Annotated in this window: 11 protein-coding genes and 1 pseudogene; 5 read left to right on the top strand and 7 right to left on the bottom strand. The window is 60.6% G+C overall.

What is annotated here, in order from left to right:
• Positions 1 to 45: 45 nt before the first annotated feature.
• Positions 46 to 246 carry a hypothetical protein gene (locus ACO54Z_RS09700; RefSeq protein ID WP_485996823.1) on the top strand — a complete coding sequence of 67 codons (201 nt, stop codon included), beginning with the start codon at positions 46 to 48 and terminating at the stop codon, positions 244 to 246.
• 2 nt (positions 247 to 248) lie between these two features.
• Positions 249 to 632, top strand: a complete 384-nt coding sequence (locus ACO54Z_RS09695; RefSeq protein WP_485996822.1) for a transposase family protein — start codon at positions 249 to 251, stop codon at positions 630 to 632.
• Positions 633 to 763: 131 nt separating this feature from the next.
• Here ACO54Z_RS09695 and ACO54Z_RS09690 read toward each other — a convergent pair whose 3' ends face one another.
• The 3 genes from ACO54Z_RS09690 to ACO54Z_RS09680 form a co-directional block, all read right to left on the bottom strand.
• On the bottom strand, positions 764 to 12,736 hold the full coding sequence (locus tag ACO54Z_RS09690) for a glycosyl hydrolase (RefSeq protein WP_485996821.1): 11,973 nt from the start codon (positions 12,734 to 12,736) through the stop codon (positions 764 to 766).
• Positions 12,737 to 12,775: 39 nt separating this feature from the next.
• Positions 12,776 to 14,017, bottom strand: coding sequence for a lytic murein transglycosylase (locus ACO54Z_RS09685; protein ID WP_485996820.1), 1,242 nt, complete (start codon positions 14,015 to 14,017; stop codon positions 12,776 to 12,778).
• A 183-nt stretch (positions 14,018 to 14,200) separates the two neighbouring features.
• Positions 14,201 to 16,243 (bottom strand): OPT family oligopeptide transporter, encoded by a 2,043-nt coding sequence (locus ACO54Z_RS09680; protein ID WP_485996819.1) that lies wholly within the window; start codon positions 16,241 to 16,243, stop codon positions 14,201 to 14,203.
• Between ACO54Z_RS09680 and ACO54Z_RS09675 the strand changes: the two genes are divergently transcribed.
• The 3 genes from ACO54Z_RS09675 (at position 16,244) to ACO54Z_RS09665 (ending at position 18,057) form a co-directional block, all read left to right on the top strand.
• Complete coding sequence (locus tag ACO54Z_RS09675) at positions 16,244 to 16,369, top strand: hypothetical protein (protein WP_485996818.1); 126 nt, start codon at positions 16,244 to 16,246, stop codon at positions 16,367 to 16,369. It begins immediately after the preceding gene.
• Positions 16,366 to 17,316 carry a M48 family metallopeptidase gene (locus tag ACO54Z_RS09670; RefSeq protein WP_485996817.1) on the top strand — a complete coding sequence of 317 codons (951 nt, stop codon included), beginning with the start codon at positions 16,366 to 16,368 and terminating at the stop codon, positions 17,314 to 17,316. The genes ACO54Z_RS09675 and ACO54Z_RS09670 overlap by 4 nt, the downstream gene beginning before the upstream one ends.
• A 150-nt stretch (positions 17,317 to 17,466) precedes the next feature.
• Positions 17,467 to 18,057 carry a uracil-DNA glycosylase family protein gene (locus tag ACO54Z_RS09665; protein WP_485996816.1) on the top strand — a complete coding sequence of 197 codons (591 nt, stop codon included), beginning with the start codon at positions 17,467 to 17,469 and terminating at the stop codon, positions 18,055 to 18,057.
• 227 nt (positions 18,058 to 18,284) lie between these two features.
• On the opposite strand, the pseudogene ACO54Z_RS09660 reads toward ACO54Z_RS09665, so the two are convergent.
• From ACO54Z_RS09660 to ACO54Z_RS09645, 4 genes and pseudogenes are all read right to left on the bottom strand, one after another.
• Positions 18,285 to 18,788 (bottom strand): annotated as a pseudogene (locus tag ACO54Z_RS09660) (ATPase); the annotation flags it as partial.
• Positions 18,789 to 18,817: 29 nt separating this feature from the next.
• Positions 18,818 to 19,885 carry a ferric ABC transporter ATP-binding protein gene (fbpC, locus tag ACO54Z_RS09655; protein WP_485996815.1) on the bottom strand — a complete coding sequence of 356 codons (1,068 nt, stop codon included), beginning with the start codon at positions 19,883 to 19,885 and terminating at the stop codon, positions 18,818 to 18,820.
• Between the two features lie 14 nt (positions 19,886 to 19,899).
• Entirely contained in the window at positions 19,900 to 21,939 is a 2,040-nt protein-coding gene (locus ACO54Z_RS09650; RefSeq protein ID WP_485996814.1) for an ABC transporter permease, read from the bottom strand.
• Positions 21,940 to 22,259: 320 nt separating this feature from the next.
• Complete coding sequence (locus ACO54Z_RS09645) at positions 22,260 to 23,291, bottom strand: ABC transporter substrate-binding protein (protein ID WP_485996813.1); 1,032 nt, start codon at positions 23,289 to 23,291, stop codon at positions 22,260 to 22,262.
• Positions 23,292 to 23,356 lie beyond the last annotated feature (65 nt).

Below are 23,356 nucleotides of genomic sequence, written 5' to 3'. Positions count from 1 at the left end.
ACAGGCGGTGGAGCGGGCTTTTATTGAGTATATTATTTAGGGTGGATGGCTATATGCAAGATTATCAGTCAGGTAGAAGAAGTATTGGTACGCCATCCGCAGTTTGCCCTGCCGGGCAAGAAAGCACTATTGCAGTCATTGGAAGAAACGGAAGTAGTGATGATTGATGCGACAGAAATCATGGTTGAGCGTCCCAAAAAAAGCAAAAACGCTGTTATTCCGGCAAAAAGAAGCGACACACATTAAAAATGCAGGTTGTGGTGAGCCAAAAGAGCGGTAAGGTGCTGTGTGTTCATGCGGCAACGGGAAGTTGTCATGATTTTCAACTGTTCAAGCAATCGCGCCTGCCACTGGCACGAGCGCTGAAAGTGTTGACAGACAGTGGTTATCAGGGTATCAAAAAATACCACCAAAATAGTGAGATACCGACAAAATCCAGCAAGCACAAACCACTGGACAAGGAGAAAAGAGAGTACAACCGGCAGGTCGCTTCGCAGCGTATTGGCAATGAACATACCATTGGTTTTATCAAGCGATTCAGAATGGTCGCGGGGCGTTACCGTAATCGACTTCGGCGTTTTTCGCTACGCTTTACACTCATTGCTGCCATCTGCAATTTTGAAATAGCTTAGTTTGGAAAGAGGTCTAATATCGCTCCCCCACCCCAACCCTCCTCCGGGCCTCATTCAAAATGCGGCCGCATTTTGAATGGGTATCCGCCCGTTGCGGGCGCTGCAGGGGAGGGAGGAATTTGAACAGGTTCTTAAATGAGATGGCTATTGTCCTCCTGCGGTAGTGGTGCGGAGTGCGGCGTGCTGTGGTGCGACGGGTCGTACTGTTGCGGGTCGCGGATTTCGACGTGGCTGAGGATGTCTGCCACCGTCAGCGGTTTGCCGCCTGCCGCCGCGATGTCGATGCTGCGGGTATGACCGGCGTGGTCGGTGATATTGAGGTGCTGGCCATCGCCGTCCGTGCTGACTTCCAGCCGCGCGTCGGCAAGGCCGCGTCCTGCCAGCACGATGCGGTCGCCCTCTGCCGGGTTGTAGTCGCTGATTTTGCCCGGCTGTTGCCAGCTGGCCGCGTCGTCGCTGTCCAGCAGGAAGGCGAAGGTATCCGCGCCCGCGCCGCCGGTGAGCTGTGCTGTGCCGTGGCTGGCGATGAGGGTGTCGTTGCCTGCGCCGCCGTGCAGGGCGTGCGCGCCCGCCGTTTTGGTCGCGGCGAGTAGTTCGGCACTGTGTTCGCCGAGGTATTGCAGCAGGTCGGCGCCGTCGTGGCTGACGAGTTTTGCGTAGGCGGCGGTGTCCGCGCCGTCGGCGGTGTGGACGCCGTCGTTGTTGGCGTCGTGGGCAGCCGTCCCGTCGGTGTGGTGGGGCAAGCCCCACCCTACGGTTGTATCGTGGTTCGTGGTGTCGGCAGCTGTGCCGTCCGCGTCGTGATGCGCCCGTTGGGAGGCGGGGTGGCTGTAGTTGGCGCTGGAGGCGCTGTCGTGCAGGGTGGTTTCAACGCTGCCATTGCCGATGGTCGCGCCTTGTGCGTTTGCCAGTTTGACGGTGTAGGTTTCGTCGCCTTCTTTTTTGCCGTCAGCTACGGTTTCGACGGTGAAGTCGGCGCCGGTCTGGCCGCGCGGGATGGTGACGCTGTGTGTCGTGGTTTTAAGGTCGCCGTCGTTGGTGCTGCCGTGGGCGATGGTCACGTCCACGGTCACGTCTTTTCCCGGCATTTTGGCCAGCGTCAGGTCGCCGAGGAATTTTTTGAAGTCGGCTTCCATTTCGTGCCCCGGCCACGGGGTGTAGCTCTGGAATTTGCCGTCTTCGTCCACGCCCCAGTTCGCCCAGGTCATCATGTAGGCGAGGTTCATCGCGCCGTTGCCTGCTTTCATGGCATCGAGCAGTTGGCTGAAAAATTCGGGGTTTTCGTTGCCGTTTTGCTGGATGACGCGGTCGTTGTTGAGGCCAAATTCGGTGAATGCCGCCACTTTGCCGTGTTCACCCGCGAGTTTGGTGACCATTTCGAGATCGCGCACGGTTTGTGTGCGCCATTCGGCGTCACTTTGCCGCGTCTGCGGTTCGCTCTGGTAGGCGTCGTAACCGAAGACATCAACGTATTTGTCGCCGGGGTAGGCTTCGAGGTATTTGGCGCTGTCGCCGCCGAGGCTGCCGTTGGGCGAGTAGGCGTAGAGCAGGTTGTCCGCGCCTTTGCTGTCGAGGTATTGGTGGATGTGCTGCCACAGCGTCTTGTAGTCGTCGGCGCTCATGTGGCCTTTGCCCCACCAGAACCAGTCACCGGTGTTTTCGTGCAGCGGGCGGAAGATGACCGGGATTTTGCTGCCGTCGGCGCGCACGGCGTTGTTGGCGGCGGTGGCGACGGTGTCGAGCCAGTCGTGCAGTTTGCCTTGCAGGTCGCCGCTGATGAGGCGCTGGACATCCACTTTGGTGGTGTCGAAGGCGGTGCCGCCACTCACCGGGTTTTTCAGGTGCGAGGAGAGGGTGACGGTCGCGCCGAGGCTGTCTGCTTCGATGAAGGCGCGGGCGAGCGCCTTGCCGTTTTCTTCCGGGGTTTGTGCCGGGTCGGTCGGGTTTTCGTCGGAGTCAAAGCCGAAGACGGCGGGGTATTTGCCGGTCATGGCGGCGACGTCGGATTTGCGGCCGTAGCCGTCGCTGGCGCTCTCGCCGCGTGCGCTTTCGTCGGTGGCGTGCTGTTGGCCAAAGAGGATTTGCCGGTGCGCAGCGAGGTCTTTCAGTTGTTGCAAGAGCGCCGCCGCACTTGCCGTTTTGCCGACGGGCGAGAGGTCGAGGCCGACGTGGTACTGCGCCGCGCTGCCTTCGGTGATGTCATGCGCGCCGCTGAGGTTGGCGGTGATGTCGCTGGTGGCGGGCGGTGTGTTTTCGCTGACCGCCGGGGTTTCGCTGCTGGTTGGCGTTTCGTGGTGTTTGGCGTTGTCGTCGTAGGTCGCGCGCACGCTGATTTTGTGACCGAGGTCGTCTTTGGTGAGGGTGTAGCGGTCTTGTGTCGCGTGGTTGATGGCGACGCCGTCGCGCAACCACTGGTATTGCACCGTGTCGGGGACGCCGTCGGCATCGCTGACGGTGGCGGCAAGTGTCGCTCCCACTTTGGCCTCGCCTGTGATGGCAACGCTGCCTTCGTGGTTTTCGGCGGGCGGTTGTTGTGGCGAGGCGCCGTTGCCGTCCTTGCCGTCCAGTTGGTAAACGCGGACGTAATCGACTTCCATTGTCGCCGGGAATTTGTCGATGCTGTTGTGCGCATCCTGGTATTTCCCGGTCATGTAGTCGCCGCCGACCGCAACGTTGAGGCGCAGGTAGAACGGGATGTTGAACGGGCCGGGGTGCTCAGTGGCGTTCGGCGCAGCGAAGTTGTCAATGGTGTGGTAGTGGCGACCATCCACGTAGTATTCGAGTTTGCCTTCCTGCCATTTGACGGCATAGGTGTGCCATTCGTCGCTGCCATCCACGTAGGTGATGCCCTGTTTGTGGCGGTGGTTGCCTTTGCCGTAGCCGGTGCCCCAGTGGGCATCGGCGGCGACCTTGATTTGCCCGTCGTGATCGCGGTCTTCGTTGTTGATGTAGCTGCGGGTTTCGAGGACGTCTATTTCGCCACTGCGCGGCCAGCCACCGTATTTGGCTTTGTCCGGACTCATCCAGAATGCCGGCCACAGGCTGCCGTTTTCGGCATTCGGCATTTTGATGCGCGCTTCAAAGTAGCCGTATGTCCAGGTCTGTTTGTCGCGCGATTCGACGAAGCCGGAGGTAAAGTCGTAGGTTTTGCCGCCCCGCTCCAGCCCCGGTTCGTAGTGCGCACTCAATTTGAGCGTGCCGTCGCTGACCGAGACGTTTTTGCCGGAATTGCTGTAGTAGTTTTGTACTTTTGAGCTGTTCCAGCCGCCGGTGGCGATTTGCCAGTTGCCGTCATTCAGCGCGGTGCCGTCAAATTCGTCCTGCCACACGAGGCGGTAGCCGCTTTGGCCGTCAACGGTGGCATCTGCCGCGCTACTGTCGGCATTTTCGGCGTGCTGCGCCTTGTCCTGATAGTTGACGTGGACGCTGATTTTTTTGCCCGCGTCTTCCGGGCGCAACTGGTAACTGCTGCCGGTGGCTCCGTCAATTTTCTGTCCGTCGCGCAGCCATTGGTATTGGATGTTGGTACTGTCAACGCCATCGTCGTCTTTGACCGTAGCGGTAAGGGTACCGCCGACTTTGGCCTCGCCCGTGATGGCAACGCTGCCTTCGTGGTTTTCGGCGGGCGGTTGCGGGTTGGGCGGGGTGTTGCCGTTATCGTTTTCGATGGTGATGTCGAGGGTCGCCGCCGGGGTGGTCTGGATGGCGGCGGTGGCGTTTTTGATGGCGTCCACCGCCGGTTTCGGGCTGCCGTCGTGTTTCCAGAAGCCGTAGTAGGCTTCGTGGTCGGCGGCGTCAAGCAGGTCGGGGCGGTTGTTGTGGTCGGCGTCGATGTTGGCGTCGGGGATGCCGTCGCCGTCGGTGTCAATGTTGACGTCCACGATGCCGTCATGGTTGTCGTCGCGGTTGAGGATGCCCTGGATGTAGTCGGCGCGGTCGTTCTGCGCCTGATACAGGATCATCGGCCCGGTGTAGGCGGATTTTTGTTGCCATTCGATCAGGGCTTTCATGGTGTTCGCCTGCCAGGTTTCGGCGATGCCTGCAAACATCGCGTCCCAGCCGGTTTCGGTCGGCCAGATGAGTTTGCCGCCGTCGCCATGCTCCTGCATGATTTGCATCAGGGTTTTTTCGCCCGCGCCGGGGGCGACGATGTCGCCGTTCATCAGTGCCCAGCCGTTGTCCTTGAAGTCTTTGGCGAGGATGCCGTAGGGGTGGTGCGAGAGCGCGTCAAAGTAGCCTTGTGCGCCCGCCTTGTACATCCGTTCGAGGAATTCTTGCGGGTTGATGTAGCTGCCGTCGGCACGGGTGTCGCCCACGGTCATGCCGCCGGCGAGAACGTTGGCTTCCGCGTCGGCGGCGTGTGCCGCTTCGTACACTTGTTTGAGCAGGCGGGTGTAGTGTTCGGGGTTCGGTTTGGGGTTCGCCCAGGTATCGCGCCAAAATTCGTTGCCCGGTTCGTTCCAGAATTCGTAGTCGTGGATGCCCTGCGCGCTGTAGCGTTTGACGACTTCGCCGAAGAATTTGGCAAATCCGGCGTCGTGTTCGGCTTTGGGCGCGAAGGTGCTGGCGTGGTCTGCCCATTTCTGTTGTTCGGCAGCGCTTTGGTCGCCGAGTTCGCTTGCCCAGTTCGGCGTTCCCATCACTTGCATCATCACTTTCATGCCGTATTTGTGCGCCAGCTTGACGGCGGCGTCGATGTTGCCCCAGTCCCAATGGTCGCCATCTTTCGCCTGTACCCGGTTCCAGCCTGCGGTGATGCGTACCCATTTGACGCCGAGTTCGGCGGCGCGGGCGTAGCTTTCTTCGATGGCGGCGATGTTGTCGCCCGTCCAGCGCGGGTTGACGGGTTGTACGCCAACGCCGTTGGTGCCACGGAAGCTCTCGCGGCCAATGTTGAAGGCGACGGCTTCGTGCTGGTTGTCGGGGCTGGCGTGGATTTTCGGGTCATAACTATAGGAAAGCGTACCGCTCGCGGCGTCGTAGCCGGTGAGTGTCAGCGTGCCTTTGTCGTCGTCAATGACGGTGCGCGGATGGTTGGCGAGGTCGGCCAGTTTGCTGGCGTTCAGCGTGGTGTCGCCGACGGTGAGGGCTTCGCCCGCACCTACTTTGCCAACGACGATGCTGCCCTGGGTCGCGCCGTCGGTCTCGCGCACGGTGAGGCTGTTGCCGGCGGGGGGCTGTACGGCGGGGATGTCGGTGGCGCTGCTCACCGGGTTTTCTGCATGGTGCGCGTTGTCGTTGTATGTCGCCTTGACGCTGATTTTGTGTCCGGCGTCGGCGACGGTGAGCTGGTAGTGGTTGCCGGTCGCGTTGTCTATCGGCTGGCCGTCGCGCAACCACTGGTATTGCACCGTGTCGGGGACGCCGTCGCTGTCGCTGACGGTGGCGGTGAGGGTCGCGCCCACTTTGGCTTCGCCACTGATGCTGACGGTGCCTTCGTGGTTCGCGGGTGGTGCCGGGTTCCTGGTATGCGGCTCCGGCGTGTTGGAATGGTTGCTGCCGTCGTCTTTCATCGGGATGTAGCTGAAGGATTCGAGCGTGACTTTTTGCGGTTTGTTCGCCGTCCAGCCATCGTCGGTGCGCAGCGTCCACATATTGCTGTGGATTTGTTGCAGGTTCGGCTTGATGATGTCGGTGCTGATTTCCTTGATCGGGAATTCTTCACCGGTATCGGCGTTGCGCAGGCTCCAGCGGATTTTGGTCGGCGTCCACTCCAGTTTGGCGGTGGCGTGCGTCCAGCTGTCCGGCCAGATGTTTACCGGCTTGATACCAACGCCGTTGGTATTGGTAAACGGGTAATAGGTTGTCCGGCCTTCGAGGGTGTCGGTACCCCAGCGCGAGATTTCCATCGCGTCGATTTCGCGGTAGCCGTCGTCTTTTGCACCATCCGGGTAGTTCCAGTCAAAGGTGAAGAAGCCGCCAAATACGGTGTATTTGTCAAAGGTGCTGAAGTCGCCCTTGAAGGTCATTTCGTAGGTGCCGTAGCCCATTGAGCGGGTCGAGATGATTTCGGAGGCTACCGGGGTGTGGCCGTCGGCGTTGGTTATGGAGAGATCAAGGCTGGTGTCGTGCTGCTGCACGTTGTCCTTGGACCACTGTCCGTTGGCGTGCGGGCTGCCGTCTTTTTTCCAGCTGTCGCGTGCGACCCATTTGAAGCCCGCCCAGTCGATGGTGGGCTGGCCGTAATCGTTCTCGTAGGCCGGTGCGGTGCCTTCGGCGGCGACGTTCAGGCTGGAGAGGCTGTCCTTGCTTTCAGCGTGCGCTTTCTGGTCGGTGTAGCTGGCGCGGACGCTGATGTCGTGGCCAACGTCGTCGCTGGTCAGGGTGTACTGTCCGCCGGTCGCGCCGTCAATGTCCTTGCCGTCGCGCAGCCACTGGTATTTGACTTCGCCCATGCCGTCTTCGTCGGCGAGGGTGTTGCCCGCATACAGGGTTTGTCCGGCCTGTACCAGACCGCTAACGGTCACGGTACCGGTCGGCGCATGGTTTTCGGCAGGCGGGTTGTTGTCGGCAACCGCGTCGGTCGCGCTGCTTACCGGAGTTTCAGGGTGGTGCGCGTTGTCGGTGTAAGTCGCGCGCACGCTGATTTTGTGGCCGAGGTCGTCTTTGGTGAGGGTGTAGCGGTCTTGCGTCGCGTGGTTGATGGCCACGCCGTCGCGCAGCCATTGGTATTGCACCGTGTCGGGGACGCCGTCGGCGTCGCTGACGCTGGCGGTGAGGGAGCTGCCTACTTTGGCGTCGCCCGTGATGGCGACGCTGCCTTCGTGGTTTTCGGCGGGCGGGGTGGTGCCGCCGTCGTCGTGGATGGTGGTGCTGACGCTGTCTTTGCCCGCCTCAATTTGCCCGCCCTGGGCATTGCTGATTTTGACGGTGTAATGCTCGTCGCCTTCCGCCTTGCCATCAGCAATGGCATCGACGGTAAAGGTAGCGCTGTTTTGGCCTTTGGGGATGGTGACGGTGCGGGTGGTGGTCTGGATGTCGCCGTCGTCTGTCGTGCCGTGCTGGATGGTGACATCGACGGTGATGTCGCGGTCGGCGTTGCGCGTCATCGTCATTTGTCGCGCAAATTCCTGGAAGTCCGCTTCCATTTCGTGTCCCGGCCACGGGGTGAAGGCGGAGTAGTCCGCGCCCGGATTGCCGCCCCAGTTCGCCCAGGTCATCATGTAGGCGATTTTGGCGGCGTCCGGGTCGGCCTTGATGGCTTTGAGCAGGTCGGTGTAGAAGGTGAGGTCGGTGTTGCCGTCCGGCTGGATCATTTTGTCGCCGGAGAGGCCAAATTCGGCCAGCGCCGCCACTTTGCCCCGCGCCGCTGCCATGCGCGAGAGCATCGCCATGTCTTCTACGGTTTCTTTGACCCATTTGTCTTTGGCGGGTAGTGCCTTGTTGGTGTCGTAGGCGTCGTAGCCGAGGATGTCCACCACATCGTCGCCCGGATAGAGCAGGTTGTAGTGGCTTTCGTCGCCGTTGAAGTTGCCGTTGGGGGCAAAGGCGGTGAGCATTTGTCCGTCCGCGCCGTGCTCTTTGAGGTAGTTGACGATGTAGCGGAACAGCTCTTTGTAGGTCTCGGCACCGCCGCGTTCGTAGTACCACCACGCCCATTCGCCGTTGCCTTCGTGCAGCGGGCGGAAGATGAAGGGGATTTTGGTGCCGTCGTCGCGCACCGCGTGTTTGGCCATTTCGGCGACGGTATCAAGCCAGCCGTTCAGCTCCGCGTTCTGGTCGCCGCCGGGCAGCAATCGCTTCAGATCCACCTTGGTGCGGTCGGTCTCGCCCCCCGGCATATCCCAGTGGGCGGAGATGCTGGCAATGGAGCCGACGCTGTCGATTTTTTTGATGGCATCCGCCATGCGTTTGCCGTTTTCTGCGGCGGAGAGGCCGCGCTCCATCGGCGTTTCCATCATCGCCAGTCCGATGATGGAGGGGTAATGGCCGGTCATGGCGAAGACGTCGGATTTGTTGCCTTCGCTGTTGGCGCTGCCGTCGTGCGAGACATCCAGCCCGCGTTGCTGGCCAAAGAGGATGCCGTTGTGGTTTTGCAGGTTGTGCAACAGCTCGCTCGCCGAATTTGCCTGCGGCAGCGCGCGGTTATCCAGGCTGACGGTATAGGTCGCCTTGCCGCCTTCGGTCACTTCGCTTGAGCCGCTGAAGGTAATGCCGGGCGCGTTCGGTGCAGGCGGGGCGGGCGGGGTGTCTTCGCTGACCGCCTGCGTTTCGCTGCTGGTGGGTGATTCATGATGCTTGGCGTTGTCGTCGTAAGTCGCCTGCACCGTAATCTTCGCGCCCTTCTGCGCGGCGGTGAGGGTGAATGTGCTGTTGGTGGCACCGTCGATGGCTTTTCCGTCGGCAAACCATTGGTACTGCACGCCGCTCGCCGGGACGCCATCGGCATCGCTGACGGTGGCGGTGAGGGTCGCGCCCACTTTGGCATCGCCCGTGATGGCAACGCTGCCGGGCTGGTTCGGCGCGGGCGGGGTGATTTGGCCGTCATCGGCGACCGCTTGTGTTTCCGCGCTCTTCGGCATTTCCTGATGTTTGGCGTTGTCTTCATAGACCGCCTGCACGCTGATTTTCGTGCCCTTCTGCGCGGCGGTGAGGGTGAAGGTTTGAGCAGTCGCGCCCATGATTTCGCGCCCGTCGGCGTACCACTGATAGCGGACGTCAGCGGGGACACCATCGGCATCGGTCACGTTTGCCGTGAGCGTCTCCCCGACTTTCGCCGTGCCGCTGATGCTGATGGTGCCTTCATGGTTCGGCGCGGGTACCGCGTCGGGATAGACCGTCATGCTTTTCATGAAGGTGGCGGTGTTGGCGTTGCCCGCGAGGTCGCTGTATTTGCCCTTGCTGACCGAGAGGTAGGCGTCCGCATCCGTCTGCCCGGCGGGGACGGCGTCGGGGGTAAAGCGCACCCGGTATTCGGTGCCGCTGATTTTCTCGAAACCGCTGATTTTACCGCCGTAGGCCTCGATGTCGCTTTCCTCAAAATCCTTCACCGGCTCGCTGAAGACAAAAGTCTGCGTCACCGCTTCTCCGGCTTTCAGATTCATCTCGCCACGGATTTCCAGCAGGCTGGGCGGAATGCTGTCCTGCGGCGTGCTGACCGCGAACACCGCCGAAGTATCGTGCGCCAGCGGCGTGCCTTCCAAATCGGTAAACGCCCCGGCGGCGACGCTCACCGCCGCATTGCCATTACTGGCCGCGCCTGCGGTGAAAGTGGCGGTGTACTCGGTGTCGCTGACCTTCTGGAAGTCGCTGATGGTGCCGTTGGTGGCCTGCAAATCGCTGGCGTCAAAACCGTTCACCGCCTCGCTCAACTTGAAAGTGAGCTTGGTCGGCACGCCCTCGGTGAGCTGATAACTGTCCGCCGTAATCTGCAACTGCGGCGGGGTCGGATTCGCTGGCGGAGTGTTGTCGGCAACCGCGTCGGTGGCGTCGCTGGTCGGCGTTTCGTGATTGTTGGCGTTGTCGTCGTAGCTCGCCTGCACCGTGATTTTCGCGCCCTTCTGCGCGGCGGTGAGGGTGAAGGTTTGCCCAGTCGCGCCATCTATCACCTTGTCATCGGCAAACCACTGATATTTGACGCCCGTCGTCGGTACGCCATCTTCGTCGGTTACAGTCGCTTTCAGCTCGCTGCCGACTTTGGCGTCGCCCGTAATGCTGACTTTGCCCGCATGATTGGGTTGCGGTTGCGGATTGGGTGATGGATTCGGATTGGGTTGCGGGTTTGGCGACGGATTCGGTGCGCTGTTATCAGCGACGGCAGCGGTGGCGTCGCTGGTCGGCGTTTCGTGGTTCTTGGCGTTGTCGTCGTAGGTCGCCTGCACCGTAATCTTCGCGCCCTTCTGCGCGGCGGTGAGGGTGAAGGTTTGTCCGGTCGCGCCATCGATGGCTTTGCCGTCGGCAAACCACTGGTATTTGACGCCCGTCGTCGGCACGCCGTCTTCGTCGGTTACGGTCGCTTTCAGCTCGCTGCCGACTTTCGCCTCGCCGCTGATGCTCACTTTGCCCGCGTGGTTGGGCTGCGGCTGCGGATTGGGTGACGGGTTTGGATTCGGTTGTGGGTTCGGCGATGGGTTCGGATTCGGTTGTGGATTGGGCGACGGGTTCGGGTTCGGCGATGGATTCGGCGCGCTGTTATCGGCGACGGCGGCGGTGGCGTCGCTGGTCGGCGTTTCGTGGTTTTTGGCGTTGTCGTCGTAGGTCGCCTGCACCGTAATCTTCGCGCCCTTCTGCGCGGCGGTGAGGGTGAAGGTTTGTCCGGTCGCGCCGTCGATGGCCTTGCCATCGGCAAACCACTGGTATTTGACGCCAATCGCGGGGACGCCGTCTTCGTCGGTGACAGTCGCTTTCAGCTCGCTGCCGACTTTCGCCTCGCCGCTGATGCTGACTTTGCCCGCATGATTGGGCTGCGGCTGCGGATTGGGTGACGGATTCGGATTGGGCGATGGGTTCGGGTTAGGTTGCGGGTTTGGATTCGGTGACGGCTGCGGGTTTGGCGATGGATTCGGTGCGCTGTTATCAGCGACGGCAGCGGTGGCGTCGCTGGTCGGCGTTTCGTGGTTCTTGGCGTTGTCGTCGTAGGTCGCCTGCACCGTGATTTTCGCGCCCTTTTGCGCGGCGGTGAGGGTAAAGGTTTGACTGGTTGCGCCGTCGATGTCCTTGCCGTCGGCAAACCATTGGTATTTGACACCGGTTGTTGGCACGCCGTCTTCGTCGGTGACAGTCGCTTTCAGCTCGCTGCCGACTTTCGCCTCGCCGCTAATGCTGACTTTGCCCGCGTGGTTGGGTTGTGGTTGCGGGTTCGGTGATGGCTGCGGATTTGGTGACGGATTCGGGTTCGGTTGTGGGTTCGGTTGTGGGTTCGGGTTGGGCGACGGGTTCGGCGTGCTGTTATCGGCAACGGCATCAGTGGCGTCGCTGGTCGGCGTTTCGTGGTTCTTGGCGTTGTCGTCGTAGGTCGCCTGCACCGTGATTTTCGCGCCTTTTTGTGCGGCGGTGAGGGTGAAGGTGCTGTTGGTCGCGCCGCTGATGGCTTTGCCGTCAGCAAACCATTGGTATTTGACGCCTGTGGCGGGAACGCCGTCGGCGTCGTCAACTTTGGCGGTCAGTGTTTCGCCGACTTTGGCGTCGCCGGTAATGCTGACTTTGCCCGCGTGGTTGGGCTGCGGCTGCGGGTTAGGCGACGGGTTCGGGTTCGGCGACGGTTGCGGGTTCGGTGACGGTTGCGGATTCGGCGACGGTTGCGGATTCGGTGACGGTTGCGGATTCGGCGACGGTTGCGGATTCGGCGACGGTTGCGGGTTCGGCGACGGCTGCGGGTTCGGCGACGGCTGCGGATTCGGCGACGGTTGCGGATTCGGTGACGGCTGCGGGTTCGGCGACGGATTCGGGTTCGGTGACGGTTGCGGGTTCGGCGACGGTTGCGGGTTCGGCGACGGTTGCGGGTTCGGCGACGGATTCGGGTTCGGCGACGGATTTGGGTTCGGCGATGGATTCGGGTTGTTCGGATTTTGGTTGTCCGGCGCATCCGCAGGCGGCGGGAATAGCGGGTAGGTGTTGTTGCCCGGCGTTTTTTGGTCGGGCGGAAGTGGGGCGTGGTTGTCCGGGGTGTTGCCGGGGGCGGGCGTGGGCGGCGGGTTGTCGCCCGGCTGCTGCGGTTGCGCCGGCTGGTGTTTGTGGTGTTTGTCGTGGTTGTGCGCGGCGATGGCGATGCCGCCAGCGACGAGGCCGACCGCGCCGATGGTGGCAAGGGGCGCCGAGCTGATGTCGCTGCCTGCGGCGGCGCTGGCGCTGTCGTCGGCGAGGGTTTCGGCGAGGAGGTGTTCGGGGGCGACGGCGACCGGGTAGCGGTAGAGGCTGCCGTCGGGCTGGGTGCCGACCAGCGCGCCTTCGCCACGCGCGTAGTAGTCGTCGATGACGAGCGTGCCCTGGCCGTCGCCGAGGGTGATGTGCAGGTCATCGCCGTCGCGCGCGGTGCGAATGTCGGGCAGGCCGTCAAGCTGGTAGTAGGCGCCGTTAATGGCTTCGATGTGCTGTTCACCCGCGCCGTTGAGCGGGTATTGGGCGATGGGGTTGCCGTTTGCGTCTTTGAGGGTGATGGTGTTCATGCGGTGTTCCTTGTTGGTAGGTGTTGCTGCCTTGCGGGGTTAGTGGATGAGAGCGGCGGCGCTGCGCTGGCTGATGAAGCCGTCCGGGGTTTGGCCGTTGGCCGCCTGCCAGGCGGCGAAGGCGCGGCGGGTGTTCGCGCCCATGACGCCATCGGTGCCTTTGGTGTCGTAGCCCTGCGCGGTGAGGTTCTGTTGCAGGCGCTGTACCTGGTCGCGCGTCAGCCCTTGTTCGTCGCGCGGCCAGCTGGCGCTGATGCCGCCTCCGCCGCTGATGCCGTCGGCAATGAGGCCGATGGCAAGGGCGTAGCTGTCGGCGTTGTTGTAAACCTTGATGGTTTTGAAGTTGGGGTAGGTGAGCAGTGCCGGGCCGCTCACGCCTGCGGGCAGCCACAGTCTGGCGGTGCCCGCCTCATTGGTCAGCGCCGCGCCGTCGGCCTGGCGCGCGCCCAGTTGTCCCCATTGTGCCGGGGCGAGGTTGTTTTCGATGTAGCGGTAGTCGAAGTCGGGGGCGAGGCGCACTTCGCGTCCCCAGCGCTGGCCGCGTTGCCAGCCGCTTTTGCCAAGGTAGTTGGCGGTCGATGCCAGCGCGTCTTCGATTTGCCACGGGTCTCGGCGACCATCGCCGTTGCCGTCGGTGCCGTACTGGAGGAAGGTGGTGGGGATGAATTGGGTGTGTCCCATGCCGCCTGCCCATGAGCCGCGCAGTTCGTCCCAGCGCACGTCGCCGCGCTCAATCAGTTGCAACAGCGCGATGAGCTGCTGTTCGGCGAAGTCGCGGCGGCGGCCTTCGTAGGCGAGGGTGGAGAGCGCTTGGATGAGGTCAATGTTGCCGGTGTTTTTGCCGTAGGCGCTTTCTATGCCCCAGATGGCGACGATGTAGGGCGCGCCGACGCCGGTTTGGTTTTCCAGTTGTTGCAACAGCGGGCGGTATTCGGCCAGTTTGGCGCGGCCTTGCTGGATGCGGTCAGCGGAGACGGCGCTGTCGAGGTACGCCCAGATCATTTTGTTTTGTTCGGGCTGTTTGCGGTCGGCGGAGACGACTTTTTCTTCGTAATGGGTGCGGGCGAGCAGTTGCCGGATGTCGTCGTCGCGGATGCCAGCCGCTGCGGCGCGCTGGGCAAAGGCCTGCTGCCAGGCGGCGAAGTTTGCCGGTTCTGTCGGTGGGGGAGGGGAGGGCGGTTCCGGTTGGGGTTGCGGCCGCGGCTCGATATTCGGCGCGGGTGCGGTGGTACAGGCGCTGAGGATGGTGGCAAGGGCGAGGGTGACAAGGTTGCGGTTCATGGTGGTGGTAATGGTTTGGCAAGGGTAGGGCGGTAGGATAGCGATTGCGGCGAAAGGCGGCAAGATGTTCGGTTGGTGCGGTTTTTGGTGTTCAAAAAAACGCTCCGGACGGGAGCGTTTTGGGTTATTCAGATTCCGCCTCATGTATGCGGAGCATGGCATGAGGCGGATGTGTTTGCGGATTTATTTTTGTCTGGAGCCGCTCATGATGCGTTGAACAAAGACAATGACGCAGGCGAGGAAGGCGACGAGGCCAATCCATTGTGCGGCAGTTCCCCAGTTGTCAAGTTTGATGGCAAGCGGGGCTTCAGAGCCGCCGCTGGTAACGGAGATGACGATGATGAAGGCGAGGATGACGCCAATCAGGCTCTCGCCGACAATCAGCCCGGCCGCAAAGAGGGTACCGATGCGTTCGGCGTTTTTCAGGCGCGGTTCGCTGTCGCTATAGCGTTTGCGGATGAAGTGGTTGGTGATGGCGGCGAGGAAGGCGCCGACAATCAGCGGCGGGGTAATCATCGGCGGCAGGTAGATGCCCATGCCGATAGCGAGCGGCGGTACCGCCAGGCGGCCGTCGGTCGCTTTCTTCAGCCAGAGGTTGAAGGCGATGGCGGCTGCGCCAATGCCCATGCCGGTGAAGATGTAGCCCCATTGCAAGTCGTGCGAGAAGATGCCTTTGGCGATGGTGGTCATGATGGTCGCCTGCGGTGCATTCATGGCGAGGCTTGCGTCCATGCCTTCGCGCGGCATGGCACCGGCAAAACCGTAGGACTGGTAGAGCAGTTCGAGTACCGGAGCGATGACGATTGCGCCAACGATAACGCCGATGATGAGCGAGACTTGTTGCCGCCACGGGGTGGCGCGCAGCAGGTAACCGGTTTTCAGGTCTTGCAGGTTGTCGTTGGAAATGCAGGCGGCGGCAATGATGGCGGTGCCGCAGAAAAGCGTCAGCGCCAGCAGGAATTGGCGGTTGCCTTCGTCGGCAAAGAGACCGCCCGCCTCGCCAATCATCAGCAATATCAGCGAGATGATGATGGTGGCAATGATACCGATGCCGGAAATGGGGCTGGAGGACGAGCCGATGAGACCCGCCATGTAACCGCAGGCGGCGGCGACGAGGAAGCCGATGAGGATGGTGAGCAGGGTGCAGACGACGACCAGCGTCCACGCCATACCGCTGCCGAGGCTGGCGTCGGCGACGAAGCGGTGGAAGCAAAAGACGAGGATGACGGCGGCGATGGCGATCCACAAGAGCATGCTCTGCGGCGAGAGGTTCAAGTCTTCGCGGTGCGCCGCCTGTTCACCCTTGCCGCTGAAGGCGGCGATGGAGAGCTTCATCCCTTCAACCATCGGTTTGAAGAGGGTGATGAGCGTCCAGAAGGCGGCGATGGCGATGGTGCCTGCGCCGATGAAGCGCACGTTATTCTTCCACAGCCCCATCGCATAACCCGCCATATCCGCATCCGGCGGCTGCGGCAGGGTGGCGCTCAGATAAGGAATGATGCCAAACCAGGTCAGCGCGAGGCCGATGAGAATGGCGATACCACCCGCGAGACCAACGAGATACCCCGCGCCGAGCAGGGCAAACGAAAAACCCATCGGCGCCTGGAAAATCGCCGCGCCGGATTTGAACCAATAACTGGCGCTGTCAGCGACAACCCGCAAGCCTTGCGTGCAAAGACTCATCACGCCCGCCAGCGCGCCGCCGGTGAGAATTTCCCTGACGCCGCTTGCGCCCTGCTGCGCGCCGCTGTTCTCAATATTCGGATCGTGGCAGCCGACTTTCAAAATCTCGGCGGCGGCGACCCCTTCCGGGTAGGGCAGATCGCTATGCACCACCATCGCCAGGCGCAGCGGCACAGTGAAAATCACACCGAGAATCCCGCCGGCGGTACACAGCAGTGTTGTCTGCCAGAACGGAAACCCGCTCCAATAGCCGACCATGAGCAGCCCCGGCAGGACGAAAATCACCGAAGAAATCGTCCCGGCGGCGGAGGCCTCGGTCTGCACCAGATTGTTCTCCAGAATATTGCTGCCGTGGGCGAACTTGAGCACGGCCATGGAAATCACCGCCGCCGGAATGGTCGAGGCAAACGTCAGCCCGACCTTGAGGCCAAGATAAACATTGGAAGCCGTAAAAACGACGGTAATCAAAGCACCCAGCACCATGCCGCGCAGCGTCAGCTCGCGGTAATTGGCAAATGGGTCGTGATACGAAGGCGATGACATATGAAAACTCCTGAAGATGAAGAAGGCTGGCATCTTGAAATTATGTTAATGGGAAGTCAAGAAAATCGGCGCGGTGAACTGTGGAAAAATACCGCTCCCCCGCCAACCACACGAGGACAAGCATGAAACTGAACACCCTGCTCATCGCCGCCGCCATCAGCCTGGGCGGCTGCGCCGACGTCGCCAACATGGCCGGTTACGACTCGCAAACGCTCAACCTCAAGGCAGCAGAAGGCTACCAGCAGGTGCTGAGCGAAGCGCGCAGCGAAAACGCGCTCGACACCCGCTCGCAGACGGCGCAACGGGTGCATAACGTCTTCAACCGCATGGTGCCAATAGCGAACGCCAACAACCGCACCGGCATACCCTTCCAGTGGGAAATGAACGTCATCCGCTCCGACGAACTCAATGCCTGGGCGATGCCGGGCGGCAAAATGGCGGTGTACAGCGGCCTCGTCGAAAAACTGCACCTGACCGACGACGAACTCGCCGCCGTCATCGGCCACGAAATGACCCACGCCTTGCGCGAACACAGCAAGGCGCAGGTGGGACAACAAGTATTGACGGCTATCGGTGTGGGCATTGGTGGCAGCATCCTCGCGCAAAACAGCAACATTGACCCCGATATGCTCAAAACGGGCAGCGCGCTGCTTTCCGAATACGGCATCAGCAACCCCTTCAGCCGCCAGCACGAAACCGAAGCGGACATTGGCGGGCTGATGCTGATGGCGCAGGCAGGCTACAACCCGCAGGCGGCGCTGTCCGTCTGGCAAAAAATGGAACAGGCGGGCAGTGGCGGTATGCCGTCCTTCCTCTCCACCCACCCCAGCGGTGCCGACCGCATCCAGGTATTACAACAACATATGCCGGAAGCGATGGCGCTCTACCAGCAAAGCGGCGGCCGCGCCCCCGCGCCGATGCCCGCAGCGCAGGCGAACCCGCTGCCGCAGGGAATACCGGTTGCGCAACCCGCTGCCGTCGCGCCGCAACCAAGCAACTGGGTACCGCAAAACCCTGGCGTGGGGATGCCCGTTGAGCAATGGATGCAGAAACCGGGCAAACGGCGACGCTAAGCGGTTTATAGCCATCCACCGAAAGCCTCATACGGTGTTGCGCCGCTTCGCCGTACAACCGCGTACTGCCTTCAGCGGCGCGCCTTGTCTGAAACTTTCGGTGGATGGCTATATATGAAAGGGGAAGGTAGCTATCTCGCGAACGAACCCATGACAGAAAAAACCGAAACCCACCCGCTGCCGCCCTTCGCCCCGGCCAATGCCCGACTGCTCATGCTCGGCAGTTTTCCGCCGCCGCGCGGGCGCTGGAAAATGGACTTCTACTATCCGAATATTCAGAACGATATGTGGCGCATCTTCGGCCTTGTTTTCTTCGATGACCGCGACCGCTTCGTTAGTGCCGACGGCAAAGGCTACCGCGAGGCGGACATTCGCGCCTTTCTCGCGGCAAAAGGCATCGCCATCAGCGACACCGCACGTCGCGTCCGCCGCCTGCAAGGCAATGCCGCCGACAAGGCGTTGCAAATCCTTGAGCCGCTTGACCTTGCCGCCTTGCTCGCCCGGCTGCCGCATTGTCGTGCCATCCTCACCACCGGTGAACTGGCAACCCGCACCCTGCTGACGCTGCTTCCCGCTGACAGCGCCGCCCCGGCCATCGGCGCGTCCGGACACGCGGACTTTTGCGGACGCACGCTGCGTCTTTACCGCCTGCCGTCTTCTTCCCGCGCCTATCCGCTGGCGCTTGGCAAAAAGGCGGCCAGTTACCGCCAATGTTTTGCCGACATCGGGCTGTTGCCATAAAAAAGCCGCCGAAACGGCGGCGTATTTTTTTAACTATTCCCCGTCTGCTGGCGCAGGGCGGCGGCGTCCAGCCGTAGCGGTTTGCCGTCCCGTGTTTGGATAATGGCGGTATCCGTTTGCAGCGCCAATTGGCGCGCGGCGCGGGCAGCGCGTTGCATCGCCGCCGCTGAGGCGCGCAGCTCGGCATTTTGTGCTTGGGCGATGTCGCCTGTGCAGCGATGATGGTTTTCGCCCCAGGCGAGCAGGGCAGGGCAGTCGGCGGTGTTTTCGTAAACTGCCCAGTGATTGACCGCAGCGCAGTAGGCGTCCAGGTTGGCCAGCCCGGTGGCGAAACGGCGGCGGATGGTCGCCTCCGGGATGTTATGCCCGCCCTGTTTGACCCGCTCGGCGACGCGCAGCACGGAATAGTCGGCGGCGGGCAGGCGGATGAAGTAGAGGCTGACCGCATAGCCCAGCTCCTGCCACGCCGGGATTTGCCGCAGGTAGCTTTGGCTGGAGAGCGTCGTCTCCAGCGCGAAGGATGCGCGGCGCTGCACGGCGGCGGCGATTTCTTCCAGCATCAGCCGCCCCGCCCTGACCGCTGCCGCATCGGGGTCAAACGGCGACAGCCCGGCAGCAATCAGATCGGCGTTGATGAAGTGCGGGCATTGCACTTCGGCAGGCAGAAAGGCGCGGGCGAAGGTGGTTTTGCCCGCACCGTTCGGCCCGGCGAGGATGAGAATTTTGGGCATGGCTTTGGCGCTGTGAACAGGAAGCGCCGTCATGCGCTTTTTTTCTGCCCGTCCGCAGGCAGCAGGAAAACGCCGGTCGGAGTGAGGTGGATATAGCCTTCTTCCTGTCCTTCGCGGAAGTCTTCCGGCTTGAGGTTTATCAGCAGTTCGTGGCCTTGCCAGTCGGCGATGATTTCCCAGTGGTTGCCCATGTACACCGCGTTCTGGATACGGCATTTTTGCGCCGCCTCGCCGCCCGCTTGCAGGGTAATCGCTTCGGGGCGGACGCCGACGAGGCAGTCGCCGTCTGCGAGTTCATATTGGGCAGCATCGGGCAGCTCAAAGCGGTAGCCGTTGGTGGCGACAGTATTGCCGCGCAGTTCGCCCTTGAAAATGCTGGATTCGCCCATGAAGTTGGCGAGGAAGAGCGAGTTCGGGTGCAGGTAGAGTTCGCGCGCGGGCGCTTTCTGCACGATGCGCCCCTTGTCCATGACGATGACCTGGTCGGAGACGGCGAACGCTTCGCTCTGGTCGTGGGTGACGTAAAGCGAGGTGATGCCAAGGCTTTGCTGCAATTCGCGGATTTTCTCGCGCATACTGCGGCGCAGGTTGGCATCGAGGTTGGAAAGCGGCTCGTCGAACAGCAACACTTTCGGCTTCAGCACCAGCGCACGGGCGAGGGCGACGCGCTGCTGTTGGCCGCCGGAGATTTGGTCAACGTAGCGTTCACCGAATCCGGCAAGGTCAACGAGCGCGAGGGCTTCTTCGACGCGGCGGCGGCGTTCGCCGTGCGGCACGTTGAGCATTTTCAGGCCGTAGCCGACGTTATCCGCGATGCTCATGTGCGGGAACAGCGCGTAGGACTGGAAGACGATGCAGATGTCGCGCTGCTGGATGGAGGCCTTGGTGACGTCTTCGCCGTCGATGAAAATCTGCCCGCTGGTCGGGCTTTCCAACCCGGCGACGAGGCGGAGGATGGTGGTTTTGCCGCAGCCGGAGGGGCCGAGCAGGGTGGTCATGGTGCCGCGCTCAATGGCGAGGTTGAGGTGGTCGATGACCACGGTTTTGCCGAAGGATTTGGTGACGTCTTTCAGGACGAGGAAGGCTTTTTCGTTCATGGTGTTTCCGGGATTCAGTGTTGGCGTGCTTTGGAGCGGGCGATGCGGGTGTCGCCGATAATCCAGTCAAAGAAGAGGATGATGCTCATCATGACGACGATGAGGATAGAGCCGTAGGCGATGGCGGTGCCGTATTCGCCGTCTTCGACGCGGTTCAGGATGTAGGCGGTGGCGACGCGCGTGTCGGCGGTGACGAGGAAGATAATCGCGCTGACGGTGGTCATCGCCTTGACGAAGCTGGTGACGAGCGCCGAGAGCAGCGCCGGTTTCAGCAGCGGCAGGATGATGTAGCGGATGGTTTTCAGCGAGCTGCCCTTGAGCGAGAGCGAGGCTTCATCGAGCGACTTGTCGAGCTGGCCGAGCCCGGCGATGGCGGCGCGCATCCCGACCGGCAGGTCGCGCATCACCATCGAGATGATGACGATGATGCCGGTGCCGGTGATATACAGCGGTGCGTCGTTGAAAGCGAGAATGTAGGACACGCCCGCTGCGGTGCCGGGAATGGCGAAGCAAAGCATAGTGAGAAATTCCAGCGTTTTCTTGCCGCGAAACTCCTTGCGCACCACGATATAGGCAATGAGCAAACCGAGCGCGGCGGTGAATACGGCAGCAATGCCCGCATAAATCAGGGTATTAATCAGCGAAGGCCAGGCACCGTCGCTAAAGCCCTGCCCGAAAAGAATCTGATAATTGCGCAGGGTCAGGTTGTAATCCACGCCCCAGTTCACGGTAAAGCTGCCATAGAAAATACTGCCGTACAGCAGCAAATTAAACAGCACCCAGAACGCGAGCAAGCCGCTAATCAGATTTTTCAGACCACGCGGTAATTCCTGCACCTCGCCGCGATACGATTTGCCGGAAACGGTAATGTATGAGCGGTTGCCAATCCACAGATATTGCACGATAAAAATGCCGAGCGAGAACAGCAATAGCAAGGTGCCGAGGGTACTCGCCGAGGCATAATCCAGTTGCGAGCCGGCGATATAAAAATAAATTTGCGTGGCGATGACGTCAAAACTGCCGCCCAATACCAGCGGATTACTGAAATCGGCAAGCGATTGCACGAATACCAGCAGGAAGGCATTGGCGAGTGCCGGACGCAGCAGCGGGAAAATAATCTGGAAGAAAGTCTGATAGCGGTTGGCGCGCAGCGTATAAGAGGCTTCCTCAATCGAAGGGTGAATGGATTTCAGCGCGCCGTCGAGAATCATAAAGGCGAGCGGGGTGAATGCCAGAATCTGTGCAATGGCAATCCCGTTGAAACCATAGAGCCAGTTGCTGTTGGCAAAACCGAGCCATTCGGTGAGATAACCGGAGCGGCCCAGCATCAGCGTTACCCCCAAGCCGACGACAAACGGCGGCGTCACAATCGGCAGAATGGAAAAAATCTTGCCGATAAAGGCGGTGCGGCGGGCAATGCGGGTGGTATAAAGCGCGAAAGCGAGGCCAAAAATGGTGGACATCAGCCCGACAAAACCGGAAAGCATCAGCGAATTGCCAATGACGCGCAGAATGTAACTCTGGCTGAGAATGCGCAAGACCTGTTGCGGATGAAAAGCGCCGTCCTCATAAAACATCGCAATAAAAATCGCGCCGGTCGGGAAGACAATAAACAGCGAAATCAGCAGAATAATGATGAGCAGCGAGGCAATAATAAACTTGTCGCCTTGCAATACCTTGAGACGGGCAAGCGCTAATGTTGCAATAGCGACCAAAGCACCGGCAAGACCGATTACCGCATAGCCGAGCGAAACGTGCGCCAGCTTGGCGCTGACGAGGGTAATGAAGGCAATGATAGCGGTCCAGACGAGTTCGCCTTTGGCACGCGCCGCTGGCGTCGAATTGAACAAAGGAAAAAGCAAAAATAGCAATACCGGTGCGAACCACAGCGCGCTTAAATTGAGCGAATGCCAGCCCATCGCGGCGAGGCGCTCATCCCAGGTAGATTCAACAATGCCGTAATCGAGGGCAAAGGCGGGCAGTAGTGCATAACAGAGCAGCGCGACCGCCACCCAGAAAGCGGACTGGTTCGTCCATCGCAAAAAGACTTTCATAAAAATATTCCGGCTGAAAATTTGAAGGGATGTCATCAATGACACTCCCGAAAACCAATCCTGAAAATCATCGCGGCAATGGTAAATATTTCCGCAACCGCCGCGCTCCCTCCCCCTGTGGGGACTGGAACAGCTCGTCCGAAGGACGAGAAAGTTGGGGTGGGGTTACTGGTGACACACACGGTGTCATTGCAAACTCACGTTTACATACACATCGAGCGCTCAAGTGTATGTAAATAATATGTGGGGTTTGTTGCTGACGCGATGTGTCTGCTGCCCCCACCCCTTCCCCTCCCCCACAGGGGGAGGGAGATCCAATGTTATTTCGCCAATTTGACCTCATCCACCCATTTCTTGATGATGCGCTTGCGCAAATCGCTCGCACCATATTTGTCAAAATCATAGTTAATCAAATTGACGGATTTGAAATCGAGTGAATACGGCGACATTTTCGCTTCGCTATTGGTCAGAATTTGGTGCGTTTCCCCTTTCTGCCATGACAATTCCTGCGCTTCTTTCGACAATGCCCAATCGACAAACAATTTTGCATTTTCAGGATTGCGCGCGCCTTTAATTACGCTCACTCCGCCGATTTCATAACCGGTGCCTTCGCAGGGCACGACCAGTTCCACCGGTGCGCCTTTTTCCCGCTCTAGCGAATGTTCATGCAAAAAGCCAATGCCGATGGATGCCTCGCCGCGTGCGGTATTGCGCGTTGCGGTATTGCCGGACTTGGTATATTGCGAGACGTTTTTGTTCAGTTCCTTCAGGTATTTGAAGGCTTCGTCTTCGCCCCATAATTGAATGAATGTCGCAATCTGCGTGTAAGCGGTGCCGGAGCTTTGCGGGTCGGCGGCCTGAATTTCGTTTTTGTATTTCGGGTCAATCAAATCTTTCCAGCATTTGGGCACGGGCAAATTGAGTTTCGCCAGCCGCTCGGTATTGACGCCAAAGCCGAGAATGCCGAGATAAATGGCGGAGGAATAATTGCCCTTGCGTTTCGCCGGGTCTTTTAATGAATCGGGAATGTATTGCAGATTGGGTGATTTGTAGGGTTCAAGTAATCCCATTTCGCCCGCCTGTGAATGCGGGTCAAGCGTGCCGCCATACCAGACATCGCCTTGCGGATTGTCTTTTTCCGCATCAATTTTGGCGAGAATGCTGCCGGTGCCGCCACGGATAAAACTGGTCTTGATGCCGTATTTTTTTTCAAAGGCGAGGGTTTCCTGTTCGCACATGGTATTTTGCGCGCTGCAATAGACGACGAGGCGGCCTTCGGCAGCGGCGTGTGCAGCAAAAGAAGTGAGTCCTGCCAATACGGCGAGGGTTAATGCGGTGTGAGCGGATTTCATGGTTTTTCCTTATAGGCAATTGTAGTCATGTAGGGTGGGGCTTGCCCCACCATGAAATGATTTAT

The organism is Cardiobacterium sp., assembly GCF_057314735.1.
Note: the sequence above shows the minus strand (reverse complement) of the source record. Positions and strands in the feature narration are given on the sequence as shown.

Bases quoted from the DNA above. Each gene is read 5' to 3' on its own strand.
- ACO54Z_RS09690 (WP_485996821.1), bottom strand. From the start codon at position 12,736: ATGAACACCATCACCCTCAAAGACGCAAACGGCAACCCCATCGCCCAA.
- ACO54Z_RS09665 (WP_485996816.1), top strand. From the start codon at position 17,467: ATGACAGAAAAAACCGAAACCCACCCGCTGCCGCCCTTCGCCCCGGCC.
- fbpC (WP_485996815.1), bottom strand. From the start codon at position 19,885: ATGAACGAAAAAGCCTTCCTCGTCCTGAAAGACGTCACCAAATCCTTC.
- ACO54Z_RS09700 (WP_485996823.1), top strand. From the start codon at position 46: ATGGCTATATGCAAGATTATCAGTCAGGTAGAAGAAGTATTGGTACGC.
- ACO54Z_RS09695 (WP_485996822.1), top strand. From the start codon at position 249: ATGCAGGTTGTGGTGAGCCAAAAGAGCGGTAAGGTGCTGTGTGTTCAT.
- ACO54Z_RS09650 (WP_485996814.1), bottom strand. From the start codon at position 21,939: ATGAAAGTCTTTTTGCGATGGACGAACCAGTCCGCTTTCTGGGTGGCG.
- ACO54Z_RS09685 (WP_485996820.1), bottom strand. From the start codon at position 14,017: ATGAACCGCAACCTTGTCACCCTCGCCCTTGCCACCATCCTCAGCGCC.
- ACO54Z_RS09675 (WP_485996818.1), top strand. From the start codon at position 16,244: ATGAAAACTCCTGAAGATGAAGAAGGCTGGCATCTTGAAATTATGTTA.
- ACO54Z_RS09680 (WP_485996819.1), bottom strand. From the start codon at position 16,243: ATGTCATCGCCTTCGTATCACGACCCATTTGCCAATTACCGCGAGCTG.
- ACO54Z_RS09645 (WP_485996813.1), bottom strand. From the start codon at position 23,291: ATGAAATCCGCTCACACCGCATTAACCCTCGCCGTATTGGCAGGACTC.
- ACO54Z_RS09670 (WP_485996817.1), top strand. From the start codon at position 16,366: ATGAAACTGAACACCCTGCTCATCGCCGCCGCCATCAGCCTGGGCGGC.